General features: G+C 67.1%; 16 protein-coding genes. 6 read left to right on the top strand and 10 right to left on the bottom strand.

Annotated features, from left to right (window positions below):
- Nucleotides 1-60 precede the first annotated feature (60 nt).
- Together AC5RWA_RS20985 and AC5RWA_RS20980 are read right to left on the bottom strand one after the other, a co-directional pair.
- A complete protein-coding gene (locus AC5RWA_RS20985; protein WP_176156748.1) occupies nucleotides 61-1,254 on the bottom strand; it encodes a resuscitation-promoting factor in 1,194 nt (397 codons plus the stop codon).
- Between the two features lie 256 nt (nucleotides 1,255-1,510).
- Nucleotides 1,511-2,416 (bottom strand): TatD family hydrolase, encoded by a 906-nt coding sequence (locus AC5RWA_RS20980; RefSeq protein WP_079595659.1) that lies wholly within the window; start codon nucleotides 2,414-2,416, stop codon nucleotides 1,511-1,513.
- Nucleotides 2,417-2,581: 165 nt separating this feature from the next.
- On the opposite strand from AC5RWA_RS20980, the gene AC5RWA_RS20975 reads away from it, so the two are divergent.
- The 3 genes from AC5RWA_RS20975 to AC5RWA_RS20965 are packed head-to-tail and all read left to right on the top strand — an operon-like array spanning nucleotide 2,582 to nucleotide 7,655.
- Nucleotides 2,582-3,706 (top strand): AAA family ATPase, encoded by a 1,125-nt coding sequence (locus tag AC5RWA_RS20975; protein ID WP_494058918.1) that lies wholly within the window; start codon nucleotides 2,582-2,584, stop codon nucleotides 3,704-3,706.
- Between the two features lie 8 nt (nucleotides 3,707-3,714).
- Nucleotides 3,715-5,178, top strand: coding sequence for a DUF58 domain-containing protein (locus AC5RWA_RS20970; RefSeq protein ID WP_115524351.1), 1,464 nt, complete (start codon nucleotides 3,715-3,717; stop codon nucleotides 5,176-5,178).
- A complete protein-coding gene (locus AC5RWA_RS20965; RefSeq protein ID WP_494058917.1) occupies nucleotides 5,175-7,655 on the top strand; it encodes a transglutaminase TgpA family protein in 2,481 nt (826 codons plus the stop codon). Before AC5RWA_RS20970 ends, AC5RWA_RS20965 begins: the two co-directional genes overlap by 4 nt.
- A 35-nt stretch (nucleotides 7,656-7,690) precedes the next feature.
- On the opposite strand, the gene AC5RWA_RS20960 is transcribed toward AC5RWA_RS20965, so the two are convergent.
- Together AC5RWA_RS20960 and rsmI are read right to left on the bottom strand one after the other, a co-directional pair.
- Entirely contained in the window at nucleotides 7,691-9,190 is a 1,500-nt protein-coding gene (locus AC5RWA_RS20960) for an NAD-dependent succinate-semialdehyde dehydrogenase (protein WP_079595663.1), read from the bottom strand.
- Between the two features lie 182 nt (nucleotides 9,191-9,372).
- Complete coding sequence (gene rsmI, locus AC5RWA_RS20955) at nucleotides 9,373-10,248, bottom strand: 16S rRNA (cytidine(1402)-2'-O)-methyltransferase (protein WP_079595664.1); 876 nt, start codon at nucleotides 10,246-10,248, stop codon at nucleotides 9,373-9,375.
- A 45-nt stretch (nucleotides 10,249-10,293) separates the two neighbouring features.
- Here rsmI and AC5RWA_RS20950 point away from each other — a divergent pair, with 45 nt between their 5' ends.
- Entirely contained in the window at nucleotides 10,294-12,036 is a 1,743-nt protein-coding gene (locus tag AC5RWA_RS20950; protein ID WP_494058916.1) for a dolichyl-phosphate-mannose--protein mannosyltransferase, read from the top strand.
- Nucleotides 12,037-12,103: 67 nt separating this feature from the next.
- A complete protein-coding gene (locus AC5RWA_RS20945; protein WP_494058915.1) occupies nucleotides 12,104-13,933 on the top strand; it encodes an AMP-dependent synthetase/ligase in 1,830 nt (609 codons plus the stop codon).
- On the opposite strand, the gene AC5RWA_RS20940 is transcribed toward AC5RWA_RS20945, so the two are convergent.
- Together AC5RWA_RS20940 and AC5RWA_RS20935 are read right to left on the bottom strand one after the other, a co-directional pair.
- A complete protein-coding gene (locus AC5RWA_RS20940; protein ID WP_494058914.1) occupies nucleotides 13,924-15,099 on the bottom strand; it encodes a TIGR01906 family membrane protein in 1,176 nt (391 codons plus the stop codon). The two genes, AC5RWA_RS20945 and AC5RWA_RS20940, sit on opposite strands and share 10 nt — an antisense overlap.
- Before the next feature lie 129 nt (nucleotides 15,100-15,228).
- Nucleotides 15,229-16,221, bottom strand: coding sequence for a stage II sporulation protein M (locus tag AC5RWA_RS20935; protein WP_494058913.1), 993 nt, complete (start codon nucleotides 16,219-16,221; stop codon nucleotides 15,229-15,231).
- A 70-nt stretch (nucleotides 16,222-16,291) separates the two neighbouring features.
- On the opposite strand from AC5RWA_RS20935, the gene AC5RWA_RS20930 reads away from it, so the two are divergent.
- Complete coding sequence (locus AC5RWA_RS20930) at nucleotides 16,292-17,092, top strand: RDD family protein (protein WP_494058912.1); 801 nt, start codon at nucleotides 16,292-16,294, stop codon at nucleotides 17,090-17,092.
- Nucleotides 17,093-17,094: 2 nt separating this feature from the next.
- On the opposite strand, the gene AC5RWA_RS20925 is transcribed toward AC5RWA_RS20930, so the two are convergent.
- The 4 genes from AC5RWA_RS20925 to AC5RWA_RS20910 form a co-directional block, all read right to left on the bottom strand.
- Complete coding sequence (locus AC5RWA_RS20925) at nucleotides 17,095-18,330, bottom strand: L,D-transpeptidase (protein ID WP_494058911.1); 1,236 nt, start codon at nucleotides 18,328-18,330, stop codon at nucleotides 17,095-17,097.
- A gap of 63 nt (nucleotides 18,331-18,393) precedes the next feature.
- The gene (gene ahcY / locus AC5RWA_RS20920; RefSeq protein ID WP_494058910.1) at nucleotides 18,394-19,872 is read right to left on the bottom strand and encodes an adenosylhomocysteinase; all 1,479 of its coding nucleotides are present in this window, start codon (nucleotides 19,870-19,872) and stop codon (nucleotides 18,394-18,396) included.
- Between the two features lie 99 nt (nucleotides 19,873-19,971).
- The gene (locus AC5RWA_RS20915) at nucleotides 19,972-20,208 is read right to left on the bottom strand and encodes a Trm112 family protein (protein WP_494058920.1); all 237 of its coding nucleotides are present in this window, start codon (nucleotides 20,206-20,208) and stop codon (nucleotides 19,972-19,974) included.
- Nucleotides 20,209-20,287: 79 nt separating this feature from the next.
- Entirely contained in the window at nucleotides 20,288-20,677 is a 390-nt protein-coding gene (locus AC5RWA_RS20910; RefSeq protein WP_275724706.1) for a DUF3499 domain-containing protein, read from the bottom strand.
- Nucleotides 20,678-20,788: the final 111 nt, after the last annotated feature.

Raw genomic sequence — 20,788 nt, 5'->3', positions numbered from 1 at the left:
CCGGGCCCGGAAAGTCCGGGCCCGGCCGCTGTGCGTGAGCGGGCTGGTGCCCGCTCCTGGTCAGCTGGTGGCTGCCCAGCCGCAGCCCCAGGGCTGCAGGCCGCGCTGTGCGTAGACGCGGTTGGCGATGTCGATCTGCTGGGCTTTCGTCGCAAGGCTGGCGTTCGGCGCATAGGCTCCGCCGCCGGATCCAATCCAGGTCTGGATATCGAACTGCAGGCCGCCGTAGTAGCCGTTGCCGGTGTTGATGCTCCAGTTTCCGCCGGATTCGCACTGGGCAATCTTGTCCCACATGGCTTCGTTCATGATGGCGGGGGCTGCTGCGCCGGTGTTGGTGCCGGCCGCGGGGGCCGGAGCTGCCTGGGCCACCGGCTTCGGCTTGGTGCCGACCGTAATCTTCTCAGCAACAGGCTGGACGGATACCGTCTCCGAAACCAGGGTGCGCGACGCTTCGCGGCCATCCACCAGAACCAGTTTGTAGGTCTTTTCGATCTTTCCGGCAGAACCTGCCTGGGTGACTTCCTGTTCGCCCTTCAGAAGCTCGGCGCTCTCCGTGGTGACCTTTTCGAAAGGAACCTCGTCGGTGGTCACGGCGGTCTGGGCGTTATCCACGCGGGAGACCTTGATCACCATGTTGTTGACCACGTGGGCGTTGGCGGGCTGGGAAGTGCGGTCGTTGGCGCCCAGGGTCAGGCCGGCGTCTTCGAGTACCTTGCCGACCGTGGCTGCGGTGGTGGTGGCGGTATCCACCTTGCCGTCGGCGACGATGCTGACGGTCTTGGGAGTGGAGATCGAGACGAAGGATCCCGCGACGGCGAGCTGCGCATCCTTGGGAACCGAAACGGACGATGCGCTGGCAACGCCAAGCTCGGTCACCAGGCCTGCCACGTCCTGGGCGTTGGTGTTGACGGTCTTCTCTGCCCCGTCGAGGCTCACCTTGACCTCTTTGGCCTGGTTGACGTTGATGACGGTGCCGTTCCGGACCGAGGCGTCGATGGCCGGGGAGACCCGGTCGGTGGGCTTGAGCTCAAGGTTGGCACTCTTGACCACCTGGCCCACGGTACCGCCGAAGGTCTGCACGGATGTGACTTTGCCGTCGACGTTGAGCGTGACGGTTTTGTTATTGCCGACGAAGGCTACGAGCCCCACCACCAGCGCGCAGAGCACCAGCAACTGGGCGCCAACTTTGATAAAGCTGAACTTGCCGTCCGTTGTGAAGAACTTGACCACGATTGCCCATAACTTTAGGTCCATCCGGGCACGGGGATCGCGCAATAAAATGCCCGGCACCGCCTTGCATGAGGCAGTCCGGGCACCGTTGCGCCGCCACACTTCGCGCAACGGTCAGGCCGGAACAAGGTCCGGCACATCGTGCTGCAGAAAGAAGTGAATTACCCGCTGGCCTTCCCCGACCCCGGCTAATAGTTCTTCACTGTAACCGTAGCGTTATAAAGGGACCAACAATTTTGCATACCAGGTATTCCTTGGGGTGAGCAACAAAGCTGTTTCGTTACACCCAGGATCCGTACGCCCGCACGGTATTTTCGCTGATACCGGCGCACAGCGAGGCCAGGTCGGTATTTGTCAATTCAGCCATGGCACGCACCGTGTAGGGCACCATGTAGCTCGCGTTCGGCCGGCCCCGGTGCGGGTGGGGTGTGAGGAAGGGAGCATCGGTTTCCACCAGGACCAACGCAGGATCGGCGACGGCCAGCGCGGCACGCAGGTTTGTGGCGTTCCGGAAGGTGAGTGTTCCCGCGAAGGACATCCACCAGCCCTCCTGGTTGCAGACTGCGGCCAGCTCCTCATCACCCGAGAAGCAGTGGAACACGACCCGCTCCGGTGCGCCTTCCTCCCGCAGGACCTGCACCACGTCACTGTGCGCGTCACGGTCGTGGATCTGCAGTGTGAGGCCCAGGCGCTTGGCAATGTCGATATGGCGGCGGAAGGAGTATTTCTGGTGGACCAGGCCTTCGCCTTCGGTACGGAAGAAGTCCAGGCCGGTCTCCCCGATGGCCCTGATGCGCGGGTGGGCTGCCAGCTGCTCGATTTCAGCGAGCGCCTCTTCCAGCCCGCCGCGGGCCGCGTAGCGGGGGGCGTCGTTGGGGTGCAGGGCAACAGCCCCGAGGAGCCGTTCGTCCTGGTCCACCGCCTGCACGGTGAAACGGGAGGACTCGAGGTCGCAGCCCACCTGCACCGCACCCTGGACACCCACCGCGGCGGCTGCATCCAGGGCGGCCTTAATGCCCACGGGCGCCTTCCCGTCGGGAAAATCGAGGTGGGTGTGGTTGTCCATGACCGGCACCGGCAGGGGTTCCGGGGCGGGCGGGAACTCGCGCTTCCTGCCGTTCTCAGGATCGGGTGCGTCCCCGGCAACGGGGCTGCGGTAAGCGTCGGGGATCAGCGTGTTGCACATCCCTCCAGCCTAACTGCGGAGGTTGGCCCCATTTTTGCCGGAACTCTCTGTCAGCTGCGGCAGTTGTGTTAGTAGTCTGGTACGGACAGATGCGAACGCCCACCGACGGGCGAAGGCAGGCTTACTTGTCCCGTCCAGGCGAGACCCCGGGCTGAAAGGTTGCCGATGGAATCCCACCGACGTACTGCCAACGATGTGAGCGCTGCTACTGGCAACCTGGCCGGCGTCCCGGACCCCGTCAGCCGCCTGAACGGGCACCGTCCGGCGGCGATGGACGGTGAGTCTTTCCACGCAGCAAGCCAGCGCATCCTGACAACGGTGAACACGGTAATCGATGGGAAATCGGATGCTGCAAAGCTGGCACTGACTGTCCTGCTGGCGCAGGGCCACCTGCTGCTCGAGGACGTACCCGGCGTCGGGAAGACCCTCCTGGCCAAGACGCTGGCCCGGACCATCGACTGCACCGTCAACCGCATCCAGTTCACCCCTGACCTGCTGCCCTCCGACGTCACCGGGGTGTCCATCTACAACCAGGCGTCAAGGCTGTTCGAGTTCCGGCCCGGCGCGGTTTTCGCGAACATCGTCATCGGCGACGAAATCAACCGCGCGTCCGCCAAAACCCAGTCCGCCCTCCTCGAGTGCATGGAGGAGCACCAGGTCACCGTGGACGGCAACTCCTACCGGCTCGACGAGCCGTTCATGGTGGTTGCCACCCAGAATCCCATTGAGATGGAAGGAACCTATCCTCTGCCGGAGGCGCAGCGGGACCGGTTCATGGCACGGATCTCCATGGGCTACCCGGACAAGGACGCCGAGATCGAGATGCTCGAAACACATCAGGCCACCTCTCCGCTGGCCAAGGTCGCCGCTGTGGTTACCACGGCCGACGTGGCCGCCATGATCGCCAGCGTCCAGCAGGTCTATGTTTCGCAGGCGGTCAAGGAGTACACGGTTTCGGTGGGCAGGGCCACCCGGGAAAGCCCCCTCCTCCGGCTGGGCGCGAGCCCCCGTTCCATGCTGCAGCTGTTGCGCGCGGCGAAGGCCACTGCCGCCCTTGACGGCCGGGACTTCGTTTTGCCCGATGACGTGCTCCAGGTGGCAGAGGCCGTCCTGGCGCACCGCATCATCCTGGACCGGAAGGCGGCCGGAGCGGGCGAGACTCCGCACACCGTCCTGCGGGGCATCCTGTCGCGCCTGCCCGTTCCGCACACGCCGGCCGAGCCCGCCCGGCAGCCCAGGACCACCGGCAGGAGCCCTGCCCCGGTGGCCGGCGTGGGCAGGAACCACTAGGCGGACCCATGGCGCTGCTCGACAGACTGCCACGGCACCTCTTCACCCAGCGCGGCTGGGGAATGCTGGGGGCCGGCGCTGCCGCCCTCGCGGCCGCCCACGTCATGGGGCGGCGGGATCTCCTGACGCTCAGTGTCCTGTTGCTGGTCCTCCCCGTGGTTTCGCTGGCCGGCATCCGCCTGGTGAAGCCCCGCTTCCGCGTGTACCGCGAGTTCAATCCGTCCCCGGTGGAGACGTCTTCCCCCACCACCGTGCGGCTGGCGGTGGCCCGGACGGGAACCGCAAGCGGCCGGGCGACCATGGAGGAACGGCTGCCGCCCCGCTTCGGCGAGTCTCCCGTGTTCCGGTTCCCCTCCCGCTCAGCCACCGGCGGAACAAGCCGCTACGAATACCACCTGCGATCCGCCCAGCGTGGCCAGTTCAGGATCGGCCCTGTCACGGCCGAGTTCACGGACCCGTTCGGGCTCTCACTGCACCGCCAGGCCATTGACGACGGCGACACGCTCACGGTGACGCCTGCCGCCGTCGTCCTTCCCCTGACAGGGCTCGCCGGAGCCCGGGGAAACGACGGCGTTACCGCCACCAGAATCCGCGCAAACCCCAGCGACGACGACGTGATGACCCGTGAATACCGCCACGGCGACCCCATGCGCCGCGTCCACTGGGCAGCCACCGCCCGCCACGGTGCCCTGATGGTCCGCCAGGAGGAATCCGTCACGACGCCCGAGGCAACGATCGTCCTGGACCACCGCTTCATGGCCTTCTCCGGCGGGTCGCCGCCCACTTTGGCGGGACTGACCGCGCAGGACGGCCATTCCATGGTCACCAGCGAAACCTTTGAATGGTCTGTAGTAGCGGCCATGTCCATCAGCGCCCACCTTGCAGAACGCAACTACGGCCTGCGCCTGCTGGACACGCGCGGGGAACCGGCCTTCCTTCATTCGCCCTCGTCACCGGATCCCGAGGCCGAGGAGTACAGCGGGGCCTCCGGACTCCAGTCCATTGCCGAGAGCCTCGCGGCCATCCAGCTCACCGGGCCACATCATCAGCGGCGCGATGCCAGGCTTCGGGAAATCGTGGGGCGCGAAGCACCTGGTCCAGAGCTTTTTGGCTCCCGGCACACCAGCAGCCAGGACGCCGGGCCCCCTTCCTTTGACGACCAACTGATGGACAAGCTGTCCGCGCACCGCATGCGCGGCCCCCTGATTGCCGTGCTCGGGAGGATTTCTCCGGAGGAGGCGCTGGCCCTGGCCCCTGCCGCCGGCTACGGAACCAACGCCTTTGCCATCGTTGTTGTGGAGAAGCCCGCCGAGTACTCCGTTGTCCTCGAGGCCCTCCGGCAGGGTGGCTGGCGGGCGGTGGCCGTTCCGCCGTCGGTCCCGGTGACCGCCGCCTGGGGCCAGTTTGACCAGGACGTTGAATTGCCGGCGCCAACAGCGGAAGTCCGGCGCGGAGCGGGAGTGGCGCGATGACCATGGCCCCGGCCCGGACCCCCGGCACCGGCAAACAGCCTGCTTCCCCGGCGGGAACATCCGCGGGGCGGCCAAGGGTTGGCGCCTTTCCGTGGGCCATGGCCGCCTCCATTGCCGTCGCAGTCTGCGGTGCCGCCCTGTCCCTGAACGGGGTGCTGAGGGGCTGGGCCTGGTACTGGCCGGTGCTCACCACAGTGCTGGTGGTAAGTTTCACCCTCGCCGCGCTGCGCGCCGTCCGGGCCCAACCACTGCTGGTGACCGCAGGCGGCTTCCTGTCCCTGGGCGCCATCCTCACCCTTACGTTCTTCCGCGGATCCAGCCTCCTGGGGCTGATCCCCACCGGCGCCACCTTCACCGAACTGCAGCGGCTGGTCCGCCGTGCCAGCGAAACCGTGCTGGCCGAAACCGCACCCGTGGCACCCAACGTGGGGATCGTGATGGTGATCTGCGCGGTGTTGGGTTTGGCGGTCATCCTGGTGGACGCGCTGGCAGTACCCCTCGGCATGCCGGCAGCCACCGGTGTGGGCCTGCTGGCCATCCTGGTGGTGCCGGCCATGATCAAGCCGCAGAGCGTGGGCTTCTTTGGTTTTACCGTCGCTGTCGCCGGGTACCTGATGATCCTTGCCTGCAGCCAGTGGTTCGCACCGGATGCCCGCACCCAGGCGGACTCGGCGCGGAACCCGGGGCAGGTCCGGCGGGCGGTGTTGACGGGGTCCGCTGCGCTTGCTGCCACCCTGCTGGTTCCGCTGGCCATCCCGGGATTCGACCAGGGCACCTTCCCGCAGGGTTCCCGGCTTAACCCTTGGGGCACCTCCACGGGCCTGAACCCGATGATTACCCTCGGGAACAGCCTGCGGACGCCGGACGGAAGCGGGCGGATCACGTACGCCACCAATGCCTCCGTCCCGCTGTACCTGCGGTCTGTCACCGTGGACCACTTCGACGGCGAATCCTGGGGCCCGGACGACCGGAACGCATCGCGGCTTCCCCTGGGCGGACGGATCGATCCCGGCTATGCAGTCCTGGCCGACGAACAGCTGCAGCAGGTGACCGCGATCGATACCGGGACCTTCACCAGCCCCTACCTGCCTGTGCCCTACGCCCCCGAAACGGTGCGCGGGCTGGACGGACGCTGGACCTGGGATCCCGCCACCTTGAGCATCAAGGGGACAGACGTCAGCTCCCGGCGGCAGGAGTACGTTGTAACGTCCTCAGTGCCCAAACTGTCGGCAGGGCTGCTGGCCCAATCATCCAGCGGGGTGCGGGACATCCCCGATGATTTCACCAGGGTCCCCGGCAACGTTCCGGAGATTGTCAGGACCACGGCCGGAACGGTGGCCGGGTCCGCCAGCTCACCTTACGAAAAAGCGATGGCCATCCAGCGGTACCTCCGGTCGGCGGAGTTCACCTACTCGCTGCAGTCACCGGTGCAAAACGGCTACGACGGGAACGGGCTCTCCGTCCTGGCCGACTTCCTGGACCAAAAGAGCGGCTACTGCATCCACTACGCGTCGGCAATGGCGGTCATGGCACGGCTGGAAGGGATCCCCAGCCGCATCGCCGTGGGTTATGCCCCGGGACGGCTGACAGGTGCCACGGTGACGGTGGCAGGCCAGGGTACGCTGCCCGAGTTCGAGGTGGACGCCCGCGATGCCCATGCGTGGCCGGAGCTGTACTTCCAGGGCCTGGGCTGGGTGCCTTTCGAGCCCACACCCTCCCGCGGCGTCGTCCCCGAATATGCCACGGAGTCGTCCGCCCCGACTGCCCCCGGGTCGCTTGACAACAATGACGACCTGATTCCCGACGCCACTCCGGCCCCCGCCCCGGCCCCCAGCGCCACGCCGCTTCCGGCCCCGGGGACAGGCGGCGGCAGCGACGATGGCCTGCAGCTCCTGCCATGGCTGTTCGGGGCCGGCGGAGTCCTGGGCGTTGCACTCCTGGCCGCCTCGCCGCATCTGGTCCGGACCGCCATCCGTGCCCGGCGCCTCCGCCCGAGGGATCCCGGGGACGCCGTCCCCCTGGCCTGGACTGAAATGCTGGACCTGGGCACCGACTACGGCGTAGCCCCGGGCTCCAGCGAGACCCCGCGGGCCTATTCCACGCGGCTGCGTGGGCATCTGGGGGAACCCGGCGGGATGGACGAGGCGGCCCACCGCGCCGCGGTTGCACTCACCGCAGGCTTCGAGCGGAACAGGTTCGGCCCGCCCCCGCCGTCAGCCGGCGGACAGGATGCGGACGACGGCGGACGGACCGGGACAGGCGCAAAAGGCGGCGCCGCGTCCGGGCAGCTGGCTGCCTTGGAGCTTGCGTTGCGCGCCAATGCCACCTTGCCGCAGAGGCTTCGGGCCGCGTGGCTTCCACCGTCCGTGATGGGACGGCTGGGGCGGATCATTGGCGCCCCCTTCAGGGCCGCCGGCCGGGCGTTGGCTGTAACGGCAAAAGCCGCCGCACGCTCCTGGCCCGTGCGTTCACGGTAGGGCGGGCGGCGGCTCCAGTTGGTGCCGTCCGGGGATTACCCGGCGTAGGGATCGGCGATGCCGATGTACTGGGTGTACAGGTATTCCTCGATGCCTTCGAGGCCGCCTTCGCGTCCCAGGCCGGACTGCTTGACGCCGCCAAAGGGTGCGGCGGCGTTGGAGATGACGCCGGCGTTCAGGCCGAGCATGCCGGTTTCGAGCTTTTCGCCCATCCGGATGCCACGGTTGAGGTCCTTCGTGAAGACGTAGGCCACCAGCCCGTATTCTGTGTTGTTGGCCAGGCGCACGGCGTCGTCCTCGCTGCTGAAGGTGATGATCGGTGCCACCGGCCCGAAGATCTCCTCGGACAGGATGCGGGTGCCTTCGGTAACGCCCGAGAGGATGGTGGGCTGGTAGAAGTAGCCCGGGCCCTCCACCGGTCCGCCGCCCAGGACGGCCTTCGCGCCGGAGGCAACGGCGTCGGAGACCAGCTCATGGACCTTGTCCCGGCTCTTGGCGTCGATCAGCGGGCCCACCTTGGACTCCGGCTCGGTGCCCCGGGCGGTGGTCATCTCCTTCATCTTCGCGGCGAACTTCTCCGCGAACTCGGCTGCCACGGATTCGTGGACGATGAAGCGGTTGGCCGCGGTGCAGGCCTCGCCCATGTTCCGCAGCTTCGCGAGCATGGCGCCGGCGACGGCGGCATCCAGGTCGGCGTCCTCGAAGACGACGAAGGGGGCGTTGCCGCCCAGTTCCATGGAAGTGCGCAGCACGGTCTCGGACGCGTCAGCCAGCAGGCGGCGGCCCACCTCTGTGGAACCGGTGAAGGACAGCTTCCGGAGCCGGGCGTCCTTGATCAGCGGGCCCGTTGTGGCGCCGGCGGTGGAGGTGGGGATGACGTTCAGGACACCGGCGGGCAGGCCGGCCTCCTGCATCACGGCGGCGAACAGCTGGGAGGTCAGCGGGGTGAGGTTCGCTGACTTCAGGACCATGGTGCAGCCGGCCGCGACGGCCGGGGCGATCTTGCGGGTGGCCATGGCCAGCGGGAAGTTCCACGGGGTGATCAGCAGGCAGGGGCCAACGGGCTTCTTGGTGACCAGGAGCCGGGACTTGCCGTCCGGGGACACCGAGTAGCGGCCAAAAGCACGGACGGCTTCCTCGGAGAACCAGCGCAGGAATTCGGCACCATAGGTCACCTCACCGCGGGCTTCGGCGAGCGGCTTGCCCATTTCCATGGTCATCAGGAGTGCGAAGTCCTCGGCGCGTTCGGTCACCAGGTCAAAAGCCCGGCGCAGGATTTCGCCGCGTTCACGCGGCGGGACCTTCGCCCAGGACTCCTGCGCGGCAGCGGCGGCGTCCAGCGCCGCGGCGCCATCCTCGGCGCCGGCGTCGGCAATGCTGAGCAGGACGTTCCCGGTGGCGGGATCCTCGACGTCGAAGGTCTTGCCGGAGGCGGCGGCGCGCCACTCACCATTAATCAGCAGTCCGGTGGGGACAGAGGCCAGAAGCCGGCTTTCGCGGTCCGCGGTAACGGCTGGCTGTGCAGTGACAGTCACGATGACTCCCTCGTCAGTAGGGTTGTTGCAGCCCTGCGGCGGCGGCCGGAGTGACCGGGCTCATCAGGCTGATTAACTGTCAGACTACTGCGGGCCACCGCCCCGGTCTACGCCGCGGCGCACTGCCCCAACGCCGTTCTCCTGTGCATCTGCACAGCAGCAACCCGGCCCGTCGGCTACCGTCAGCGGGCCGCCAACACGGCCGAATAGAGCTCCCTTTTGCTCACCCGGACGTCGTCCGCAACAGCAGCCACCGCTTCCTTGAGCCGGATGCCCTGGGCCACCAGTTCGTTGACCGCGGCCACGTGGTCCTCGGGCGTGCCGGCAGCCTGTTCGGGCGCCCCGCCAAGCACAACGGCGATCTCGCCCCGGACCTCCGTATCCTCAGCCCACTGCAAAAGCTCGCCGAGGGACCCGCGGATGACTTCTTCGTAGGTCTTTGTCAGTTCCCGGCACACGGCGATGGGCCGCTCAGGCCCGAACCGTTCCCGCAGTGCCCGCAGCATGGCTTCGAGGCGGTGCGGCGCCTCGAAGAACACCATGGTCCGGCGTTCCCCGGCGAGGTCTGCCAGCCGGGAGGCGCGTTCCCCGGATTTCCGTGGGAGGAACCCTTCGAAGCAGAACCGGTCGGTGGGCAGGCCGGACAATGCCAGGGCAGTCAGCACAGCCGAAGGGCCCGGCACGGCGGTAACGGTCAACCCCGCCGCAACGGCACCTTCCACCAGCCGGAAGCCCGGATCGGACACGGAGGGCATGCCGGCGTCCGTGACCATCACAAGGGTGCTGCCGGTCCGCACCTGGTCCAAAAGCTCCGCCGTCTTCGTCGCCTCGTTGTGCTCGTGGTAACTGATGACCCGGCCGGCCACTGTGACCCCCAGGCTCTGGACCAGCCGGTGCAGGCGGCGGGTGTCCTCTGCCGCGACGATGTCCGCCGTTCCCAGCAGCTCCACGAGCCGGGCCGAAGCGTCACCCGTGTTTCCGATCGGAGTGGCGGCCAGGACAATGCGTCCTGGCGCTGCCGGGCCGGATTCTGGAGGGGTGCTGGGGTTAGGGTCCACGCCACCAGCCTACTGCTGAGGGGGACTGCGGCCGCAAAAGGTAGCATGGGGCTCGTGACGCAGACCTCGACGCGGCCGCCCGGAGCCGGACACGCCGCTCCCGCCGCATCCGGTACGGCAGCTACGGAGGCTGCGGCGGATGGCCGGGGCGCAGGATCAGGCGGCCGCGGATCCCGTACCTGGATCAGGCCCCCGGAAGAGGCGTTCACCCGTGAAGCGCTGCAGGAGCGGCTCCTGGGAGGGGTCCGGTCCTGGCGGGACTATCCGCCGTCGCTGCGCCTCTGGCTCCTGCTCGTCCCGGTCCTGACGGCAGTGGCCGGAGGCATCCTCCGGTTTGTCCGGCTGGAGACTCCGCAAAAGCTGGTCTTCGATGAGACGTACTACGTCAAGGACGCGTACTCCTTCCTCATCAGCGGCTACGAACGCAACTGGCCGGACAAGGCGAACGATTCCTTCAATGCAGGTGACCCCACGGTCCTGCTCAGCTCCCCCGAGTACGTGGTCCATCCGCCGGTGGGCAAATGGATGATCGCCGCCGGGATGTGGATTTTCGGTGCGGACAACGCCTTCGGCTGGCGCTTCGCGGCAGCCCTGACCGGAACCCTCTCCATCCTCCTCGTGTCCCTGATCGCCCTGAAGCTGTTCCGGTCGCTGCCGCTGGCCGGTGCCGCGGGCCTGCTCCTGGCCGTGGACGGTCACCACCTGGTGATGTCACGCACCTCCCTGCTGGACATCTTCCTGATGTTCTGGATCCTCGCCGCCTTCGGCGCACTGCTGCTGGACCGCGATGACGGCCGGCGCCGGCTCGCTGCCCGGCTGGCACAGGCCGCGACCGGGAACGGCGGACTGCCGCCGGCTGCCCTGCTGCTGTCCGGGCCCTGGCTGGGTGTCCGCTGGTGGCGGGTGGCCGCGGGCCTCTGCCTGGGCCTGGCCGTCGGCACCAAATGGTCCGGACTGTTTTTCCTCGCCGGGTTTGGCCTCCTGACGGTCTTCTGGGACCTCAGCGCCCGGCGGGTGGCGGGAATCCGCGGCTGGATCAGCGGCGGCGTCATCAAGGACGGAATCCCCGCTTTCCTCAGCATGGTCCCCGTTGCCGGCCTGATGTACGCGGCGGCGTGGACAGGCTGGTTCCGCTCGGAAGATGCCTACTTCCGCAACTGGGCTGCGGGCAATCCCTCCCCTGAATGGGGCTGGCTGCCGGACTCCATCAGGTCCCTGGCCCACTACCACCGGGAAGCGTACACCTTCCACCAGGGCCTGGGATCCGACCACCCGTACGAGGCAAGCGCCTGGAGCTGGCTGGTCCTTGGCCGGCCGACGTCGTTCTTTTACGAATCCCCTGAGCAAGGCACGCCGGGGTGCGACGTGGCCAAATGCACCTCGGCCATCCTGTCCGTGGGCAACCCCCTGATCTGGTGGGGTGCCGCCATCTCGCTGGTGGTCCTGCTGTTCTGGTGGGCCGGGCGGCGGGACTGGCGGGCCGGCGCGGTCCTCCTGGGCGTGGGCGCCGGATACCTTCCGTGGTTCCTCTACCCGGAACGGACCATGTTCTACTTCTACGCCGTGTCATTTGAGCCCTTCCTCATCCTGGCGCTGGTGTATTGCCTGGGCCTCGTTCTGGGCAGGGCTTCGGATCCGCCGTGGCGCCGGCGCTCCGGGCTGTACCTCGTGGTGCTGTTCGTGGCGGCCGCCGTCCTGCTCTCAGCCTTCTTCTACCCAATCTGGGCAGCAGAGACCATCCCCTACGTGGACTGGAAAGTCAGGATGTGGATGCCGTCCTGGATCTAGGGCAGGATTGCATCAGAGCCCCGATCGAAGCCGCTGCCGCGGCCTGGCAGCGGAACGGAGACCATCTGTGAGGGAAGCAAGCATCAAACTGCTGGTTGAGCTGGATGCTGACAGCAACGTCACGGACCTGCTGTTGGAACAGCACGCCGCCAACCCGGCCCATGCCCTCTACCGTCGCAAGGGCCCCAACGGCTGGGTGGATGTCCCCACCGGAAAATTCCTGCAGGACGTCAGTGCGCTGGCCAAGGGACTCATTGCAGGTGGACTGGAACCCGGTGACACCGTGGCCGTTATGTCCGCCACCTCCTATGAATGGACCTTGGTGGATTTCGCCATCTGGTTCGCTGGCGGGGTGACGGTCCCCATCTACGAGACGTCCTCCGCACGCCAGGTGGAGTGGATCATCCGCGACGCCGGGGTGCGGCGGGTGTTTGCGCAGGACCAGGCGACGGTGGAGCTGGTTTCCGGCGTTGTTGCCGGCTCGCCCCCGCTCCGGGACCGCCTGGTGAACGTGGTCAGGATGGACGACGACGGCGCGGCACCGAACCTGGCCAGCCTCGCCGCCGCGGGGGCCGGAGTCAGCGACACCGAGCTTGAGCGGCACCGGAGCCGGGCGGGGCTGGACGACGTCGCGTCCCTCGTCTATACCTCGGGCACCACAGGCAACCCCAAGGGCTGCGAGATCACGCACGGCAATTTTGCCCTGGTGGCCAGGAACATCGTCGCGTTCCTTCCGGAACTGCTCCTGAAGGACCAGGCGCGCACGCTGATGTTCCTGCCGCTGGCCCACGTCCTGGCGCGGGCCGTCCAGGTGGTCTGCCTCGCGGCGGGGGCCACCCTGGGGCACACCCCGGGGGCGGCGCAGCTCCTGGATGACCTGGGGACATTCCGGCCCACGTTCCTCCTGGTGGTCCCGCGGATCTTCGAAAAAGTCCGGGCCACCGCCGCCCACAAGGCAGCAGTGGCAGGGAAGGGCCGCCTGTTCAAGGCTGCCTCGGCTGCTGCCATCGCCTACTCGCGGGACCTGGACAGCCAAAGCCGCGGCGACGGCACCGGCCCCGGCCTGCTGCTGAAAGTCCGGCACGGGCTGTTTGACCGGTTGCTGTATCCCCGGCTCCGCCAGGCGCTGGGCGGCCAGGTAGGGTACACCGTCTCCGGCGCGAGCCCGCTGGCGCTTGAGGACGCGCACTTCTTCCGCGGGGCAGGCATTCCCGTACTGGAGGGGTATGGCCTGACCGAAACCACGGCTCCGTGCACGGTCAACACTCCATCGCGCACGCGGGTGGGGACTGTGGGCATCCCCATTCCCGGCACCACCATCCGGGTGGCCGAGGACGGGGAGATCCTGGTCAAGGGCATCGGCGTCTTCAAGGGTTACCACAACAACCCGGCAGCGAACGCCGAAGCCTTCGTGGACGGCTTCTTCCGCACCGGTGACCTCGGCAAACTGGACCGGGATGGCTACCTCACCGTTACCGGCCGGAAGAAGGACCTGCTGGTGACCGCAGGCGGCAAGAACGTGGCACCGGGGCCACTCGAGGAAACCATCCGTTCCCACCCGCTGGTGGGCCACGCGGTGGTGGTGGGCGACGGCAAACCGTTCGTGTCAGCCCTGGTGACCCTGGACCCGGAGGGCCTGGACAACTGGCGCTCCGAGCGCGGCCTGCCGCCGCTCCCCCGCCGCGAAGCCGTCGCGGATCCCGAGGTGGTCAAGGCGGTGCAGGAAGCGGTGGATCAGGCCAACCTGCTCGTGTCCAAGGCCGAATCCATCCGCTCCTTCTCGCTCCTCGATACAGAATTCACCGTGGAGTCCGGACACCTGACGCCGTCGCTCAAACTGAAGCGGGCCGCCGTCGTGCAGGACTTCCAGGCGGACGTCGCCAGGCTTTACGCCTGACCCTCCGCGGCCGGCTCCTCGCGCAGCAGCCCGCGGCGGCGGCGTGTGGGCCAGGTGAGGACCAGCGTCACCAGCGCCGTCAGGAGCACCAGGCCTGCGATCACCAGGCCGGCGTCAATCCAGAACTGGCCGGGGAACAGGCGGATCAGCGTGTCGTCGAGGCTGAAGGTCCAGGACCCGTCGGCGAAGAATATGCGGTGGAACTCGGTGAAGAACTGCTGCCAGCCCAGGACAGCCAACGTGCCGAGGCCGAGGATGAGGACCAGGGTGACGATGGAACCCGCGAACAGGCCCCTGCGGACACCGCCCCTGCTCCGCTTCCGCAGGTACAGGACGGCGATGAGGCCCAGGAGAAGCAGCAGCGCGCCGGCACCAAAGGTCGACAGGATCACCGCCTTGACGTCGGCCATGTGGCTGACTTCGCCGTCCTTGAACAGTTTGTCGCCGCTGCGGTGCACCAGGTCCCCCAGGTACCGCGGACCTGCCCAGTTTGTCAGGTAGTCCACCGCGTAGGAGCCATAGGTCATGCGGTCGTCCGTGCTGAAGCCGTAGCCGTCGCCGGGGAAGCCGGGGCGGTTGTATTCCACCCACAGGAACAAGGGACTGGTCACTGCGCGCACGGCAAGGACCAGGAGGACCACCGGGAAGAAAATGGCAAGGAGGACCTGCATCACCCGCGGGGCAACCGGCTTGGCGTTGGCGGCGCTCTCCCGCTCTGCGTTGCGGCGCGCCACCTCCTCCTCCGGCGGACGTACGTGCAGCGCGGACGTGGGAAGGGGTTCCTTGAAGACGGGCGAACTGCCGTGGCCGGTCGACCCGTCGGAGTCCGACGGCGGGACCGTCCCCGATGCGGCGGCGGCCTCCGTTGGTGCTGCCCCGCCGGAGGGTTCGGCGGCAGCCTCCGCGGCTTTACGGCCAGCCCTGCTCTCCGCCTGGGGATTAGTGGTCGAGCCGGGTCCAGGGGTGTCGGCTTGCGATGACACCCGGGAAGACCCCACGGACGGGCCTTCTCCAGTGGAAGTGCCTTCGGCTTCGGTCCCGGCGTCGCCCTTTCCAGCGGGCGTCAGCCAGGAAAAAGCGGGCTCCTCGGAGTCCCCGGACGTATCCAGGAAAGGTTCCGGCTGCGGCGCGGCGCTCTTGGCGCGGGCCGGTGTTTCGTCTTTCACAGCAGCGTCACTTCCGTTGGGTTTTCCGTGCCGCGCGAGGGTCCGCCGGCGCGGCGCTCTATCTGTTGACGAGCCTACAGTCCGGGCCTTGGCGTGGGCGAGGAACCACCCCGGCGGTATTACAACGATTCAGGCAGCGATTTCCGTGTAGCCGGCATCCCCGGGGCGAAGGTCACCACGTTCCCCTGCGAGGTAGGCCCGCCGGCCCCAGACCAGGACGTAAACCCAGTAAGAGGCCAGCACTCCGGCGCCGATGCTGATCTTCGCCCACACCGGCAACGGGCTGGGCGTGATAAACCCCTCCACCAGTCCGGACACGAAAAGCACCAGCACCAGGCCGAGTGCCACCGTTATCAGCGACCTGCCTTCCTCCGCCACCGCCCGGCTCCTGGTCCGCGGGCCCGGCGACACCATGGCCCAAAAAACCCGCAGCCCTGCAGCGCAGGCCACAAACACTGCGGTCAGTTCCATCAGGCCGTGCGGCAGGATGTAGCTGAAGAACACGTCGGACTTGCCCGCGGCAGCGAAGACCCCGGCTGCAATGCCCACCCCCTGTGCGTTGCTGAACAGGATCATCGGGACCCAGACCCCCGTGATGCCGAGGGCCACGGCCTGCGCGCTGATCCAGGCGTTGTTCGTCCATACCGCGCCCGCGAAGGACGCCGCCGGGTTCTCCGAGTAATAGTCGATGAAGTCTTCCTCGACATACTGTTGGGCGGCGGCCTCGGAGGCTACTGCCCGCAGCGCCTCGGGCGACGTGCCGATCCAGAGGGCATAGGCGGCACCGATGAGGATGAACGCGGCCCCGCAGGCCAATGTCAGCCAGGTAAGCCGGTAGAACGCGGCCGGAAGTGCCACCACGAAGAACCGTGCGAGGTCCGCCATGGGGTTGGACCGTGCGCCGGTGAAGCGGGTCCTGGCCTGGGCCAGCGTGGCCGACAGTGAGGCGGAAAGGCCGCTTTCGGGGGCGACGGAGCGGATCAGGGACAGATGCGAGGACGTCGACTGGTACAGCGCCAGCAGTTCATCGGCCTCACGTCCGCTGAGCCTGCCCTTTGTGGCAAGGTGGTGCAGCCGTGACCATTTGTCCGCGTTCACGGCGGAGAAGGCGTCCATATCCACGGGCCCAGCCTAGTGCCACCACTAGACTTTGACCGTCTGCACCACGAGCCGCGAGGAATGGGTACGCACTGTGAGTTCGATAGTCACCGGCGAGGCAGTAGTCCTGGAACTGCGGCCCGCATCCTTCGCGGCCCGTGCGCTGGGCCTGGTCCTTGATGTCCTCTTCAATGTCGTTCTGCTGGTGGGAATCCTGATTGGCCTGGCCGCGGCCGGTGCGGACCTTGATGAGGCAGCAATGCGCGCCCTGGTCCTTTCCAGCGTGGTCTTTTGCCTGGTGATCGTTCCGGTGGCGGTGGAGACACTGAGCCGTGGCCTGTCTCTGGGCAAGCTGGCGACCGGCCTGCGCGTGGTGCGGGACGACGGGGGCGCAATCCGCTTCCGCCATGCCGTGATCCGCGGGCTCACGGGGTTCCTCGAGATTTACCTGACCTTCGGCGGGCTGGCGCTGTGCGTAGCCCTGTTCAATGACAGGTCCCGCCGCCTCGGCGACCTGCTGGCCGGAACCTATGCCATCCGCCGCCGGGTTCCCGTGGAGCAGGCCGTGCCGGTCTTTGTACCGCCGAAGCTGCGTGCCTGGGCGGCCGCGGCGGATATCGGAAGGATCCCCGATGCGACGGCGCGCAGGGCCTCCCAGTTCATCCGCCAGGCGGCCAGGATGGCCCCGCTGTCACGTGCCGGAATGGCCGCGTCAATCGCCACGGAACTGTCAGCCCACGTGGCTCCCGCCCCGCCCGCCGGAACCAGCCCGGATGACTACCTTGCCGCCGTCGTCGCTGAACGCCGGAACCGGGAACTCACCAGGCTGACGCAGCAGCGGCGGCGCAACACCGAGGTGGGCGAGCGGCTCCAGCGGCTGCCTTTCAATAGTTGACGTCAGTTGTCGTACTCGCTCCAGGGAATGTTCCAGTCGCCGAACCCATCGTCGTGCGCGGCGTAATCGCCTTCCGTGTTCACGATCTGCACCACGTCGCCGGTACCCATGTTCTCGAAGACCCAGGCGGCGCCGTCGGGGGCAAAACCGATGCAGCCGTGCGAGACGTTGGTGTTGCCGATGAAGGGGTAGGCGGACTCGAGGGCCTGGTGGATATAGGCTCCGCTCAGCGTCAGCCTGATGGTGTACTCGACGTCCACGTCGCCGTAGTAGGCCGGGTCGTCGGGCTTCAACCCGATGCTGGAAGCCCGGAAGTGGTCGTAGCGCTTCTTCTCCATCAGCACGCCGTAACCGCGGGCGGACGGGAAGCGCTTGTCCCCCATGCTGACCGGCAGCGTCTTGACCGGCTGGTCGTTGATGCTGAGGGTGAAGGTGTGGGCAGCGGCGTCGGCGACAGCCACCTTCTTGTCCCCGATGGCCACGTTCACCTTCTTGTTGAAGTTGGCAATCTGCCCGTTGCCCAGGTCCACGCCGAAGAGCTGCATGTCCATGGCAATGGTGGAATTGGCGGCCCAGAAGCCCTCCGCCCGGTACCGGACCATAGTGTCGCTGTGCCAGTGGAAGGCTCCCACCTGGCCTGCGCTGCTGGTGATCTTAATGGCCTTCTCAACTGCGTCGCGGTTCAGCACAGGTTCACTGAAGATGATCTGCAGCGGCTGCCCCACCCCCACCTTCATCCCGTCCAGGGGGTAGATGGCCGCGTCAGCCTCATGCGAGCTTGAGACGGTGCTGAAGGACTGCGTTGTGCTCGTTTCGCGCCCCGCGCCGTCCTTGACCACCCAGGTGTAGCTGTAATCGGTATTGAATTCCAGCGGCCCGGACGCGGACCAGCCGGTGCCCTCCGGGTCGATGCGGCCTTCCACCGTTTCGCCGGAGGTACTGGTGAGGGTGACGCGCTCGATGGTCCCGTTGCTGACCTTGAGTGAAACGGGGGCGGCAGGATTGACCTGTTTGGCACCGTTCGCGGGTACCGCATCGAGCTTCACCGGGGCGATCACGGGCGAGGCGATGCCCGGAGACGACCGGACGGCGGAGCCGGCTTCGGATTCCAGGGCGCCGCCCGCGAGTCCCGGCGCGACGGCGGCGAAAACACCGCCGGCTGCTGCGAGGAGGCACACCACGGCGACGATGAGAATTTTCTTCAAGGTCCGCGGGCGGCGGGGGGCTTCGGGCTCCATATTCCGATCCTAAATGCTGGAAGTAACAACCCGGGTGCGCTTGGCACCCGGGCACTTTACTTCTTAGTAACGATAATGTTCGGGCTTGTAGGGGCCGGCGACGTCGATGTCCAGGTACTCGGCCTGGTCCTTCGTCAGCTCCGTCAGCTCCACGCCCAGGGCGTCGAGGTGCAGGCGGGCCACCTTTTCGTCCAGGACCTTGGGCAGGACGTACACCTGGTTTTCGTATTCGCGTTCGCCTTCGGGCTGGTCCTTCTTGGTCCACAGCTCAATCTGCGCGATGGTCTGGTTGGCGAAGGAGTTGCTCATCACGAAGGACGGGTGTCCCGTGGCGTTGCCCAGGTTCAGCAGGCGGCCCTCGGACAGGACGATGATGGAACGCTCGGAGGCTGTTCCTGCGTCGAACACCCACTCGTGGACCTGCGGCTTGATCTCCACCTTCTTGATGCCGGCGATCCTGGCAAGGCCTGCCATGTCGATCTCGTTGTCGAAGTGGCCGATGTTGCCGACGATGGCCTTGTTCTTCATGCCGGCCATGTGCTCGGCCATGATGACATCCTTGTTGCCCGTGGTGGTGATGAAGATGTCCCCCTGCGCCAGGACCGATTCGAGCTTTGCCACCTGGTAGCCGTCCATGGCAGCCTGCAGGGCGCAGATGGGGTCGATCTCGGTCACGATCACACGCGATCCCTGGCCCCGCAGTGCTTCCGCGGCGCCCTTTCCGACGTCACCGTAGCCGCAGACGACGGCGACCTTGCCGCCCATGAGCACATCCGTGGCACGGTTGATGCCGTCGGGCAGGGAGTGCCGGATCCCGTACTTGTTGTCGAACTTGCTCTTGGTCACGGAGTCGTTGACGTTGATGGCGGGAAACAGCAGCTTGCCCTGCTCTGCCAGCTGGTAGAGGCGGTGCACGCCCGTGGTGGTTTCTTCACTGACGCCCTTGATGGTGGAGGCCGTGCGCGTCCACTTCTGCGGGTCGGCGGCGATGGAGCGCCGGATCACGTCAAGGAAGATGCCGTACTCTTCGGAATCGCCGGGGCCGGCGGACGGGACGTTGCCCACGGCCTCGAATTCGGCGCCCTTGTGCACCAGCATGGTGGCGTCGCCGCCGTCGTCCAGGATCATGTTGGGTCCCAGTTCGGGGTTGGACTCCGCACCCGGCCAGGTCAGGATCTGTTCTGCGGTCCACCAGTATTCCTCGAGGGTTTCGCCCTTCCAGGCGAACACCGGGACGCCCTGCGGGTCCTCAACCGTGCCTTTGCCCACCACAACGGCCGCGGCGGCCTCGTCCTGGGTGGAGAAGATGTTACAGGAGGCCCAACGGAGCTCTGCGCCAAGCGCGGTCAGGGTTTCGATGAGCACGGCGGTCTGCACGGTCATGTGCAGCGATCCTGCAATCCTGGCGCCTTTGAGCGGCTGGCTGGGGCCGAACTCCTCGCGCAGCGACATGAGGCCGGGCATCTCGTGCTCGGCCAGGCGGATCTGGTGCCGGCCTGCTTCCGCCAGGGAAATATCGGCAACCTTGTAATCGAAAGTCATGGGTGGTCCTTTGCTGTGTCCGGTACTGCTTCGTCCGTGAAGGACGGCGTATTCATCGGCGCTCGGGGCGCCAGGGTCTGGTCTGCGGGTAAGCGGGGGCTATATGGCCCGGGCAGTCCCGGGGGCAGAGTCGTGCTGGTCGGAGCCCGCCGATGTTGCTGCGGCCAGCAGTTCCGGGGGCAGGAGAAGGGGGATGCCGTCCTCTATCGCGTAGCGGGGCTTCACGCCTGTTTCCCCGGCGGTGGTAGCTATCAGTTCCTCGCCGTCCTGGACCAGGGGTGAACCCGTCACGGGACAACGCAGGACGGACAGCAGTTCGGGACTGATCTTTGGCATTTGGTTCATGCTCCCTGGCGGGCGCGCTCGCGCCGGTAGCGGACTGGTGTGCAGGTTCCAGCGTACCGTTAGATCCGATTCAGGACGGCTCGCGCAGGACGCGCAGGTGCCCCCTGCGGGTACCTTCGGTGCCCGCAGGAGCTTCGAGCGCCGAATGGGGACCGCGCTGGGCCGGCAGCTGCGGCGCCTGGGCGGGCAGGGCCGCGGCGTCCCTGACTGCGTTGGCGAGTGCGAGCAGGTCATCAGGGCCGGGCTGCTGCGGCGTGGACGGCATGGCCAGCCGCAGGACTTCCCAGCCCCTGGGGACCGTCAACGAATCGGCGTGCTGTTCACAAAGGTCGTAACAATGCGGCTCGGCGTAAGTAGCCAAGGGGCCGAGAACAGCCGTGGAGTCCGCATAGACGTACGTCAGGGTAGCTACCGCCGACTGGCGGCAGGCAGATCTTGAACACTGACGGATAGCTCCCACGACATCACAGACTACTCTCTGTACTCGGCAAAACCGTGCATTGGCGCCGCGGGCGTGACGCGCCTTCGCTGCAGGGGGAATCTATCGCGTAAATCATTTCCCGGGTTTACA

The sequence above is a fragment of the Arthrobacter sp. 210 2 genome, assembly GCF_059093025.1.
Note: the sequence above shows the minus strand (reverse complement) of the source record. Positions and strands in the feature narration are given on the sequence as shown.

Bases quoted from the DNA above. Each gene is read 5' to 3' on its own strand.
- AC5RWA_RS20985 (WP_176156748.1), bottom strand. From the start codon at position 1,254: ATGGACCTAAAGTTATGGGCAATCGTGGTCAAGTTCTTCACAACGGAC.
- AC5RWA_RS20980 (WP_079595659.1), bottom strand. From the start codon at position 2,416: ATGTGCAACACGCTGATCCCCGACGCTTACCGCAGCCCCGTTGCCGGG.
- AC5RWA_RS20975 (WP_494058918.1), top strand. From the start codon at position 2,582: ATGGAATCCCACCGACGTACTGCCAACGATGTGAGCGCTGCTACTGGC.
- AC5RWA_RS20970 (WP_115524351.1), top strand. From the start codon at position 3,715: ATGGCGCTGCTCGACAGACTGCCACGGCACCTCTTCACCCAGCGCGGC.
- AC5RWA_RS20965 (WP_494058917.1), top strand. From the start codon at position 5,175: ATGACCATGGCCCCGGCCCGGACCCCCGGCACCGGCAAACAGCCTGCT.
- AC5RWA_RS20950 (WP_494058916.1), top strand. From the start codon at position 10,294: ATGGGGCTCGTGACGCAGACCTCGACGCGGCCGCCCGGAGCCGGACAC.
- AC5RWA_RS20925 (WP_494058911.1), bottom strand. From the start codon at position 18,330: ATGGAGCCCGAAGCCCCCCGCCGCCCGCGGACCTTGAAGAAAATTCTC.
- ahcY (WP_494058910.1), bottom strand. From the start codon at position 19,872: ATGACTTTCGATTACAAGGTTGCCGATATTTCCCTGGCGGAAGCAGGC.
- AC5RWA_RS20915 (WP_494058920.1), bottom strand. From the start codon at position 20,208: ATGCCAAAGATCAGTCCCGAACTGCTGTCCGTCCTGCGTTGTCCCGTG.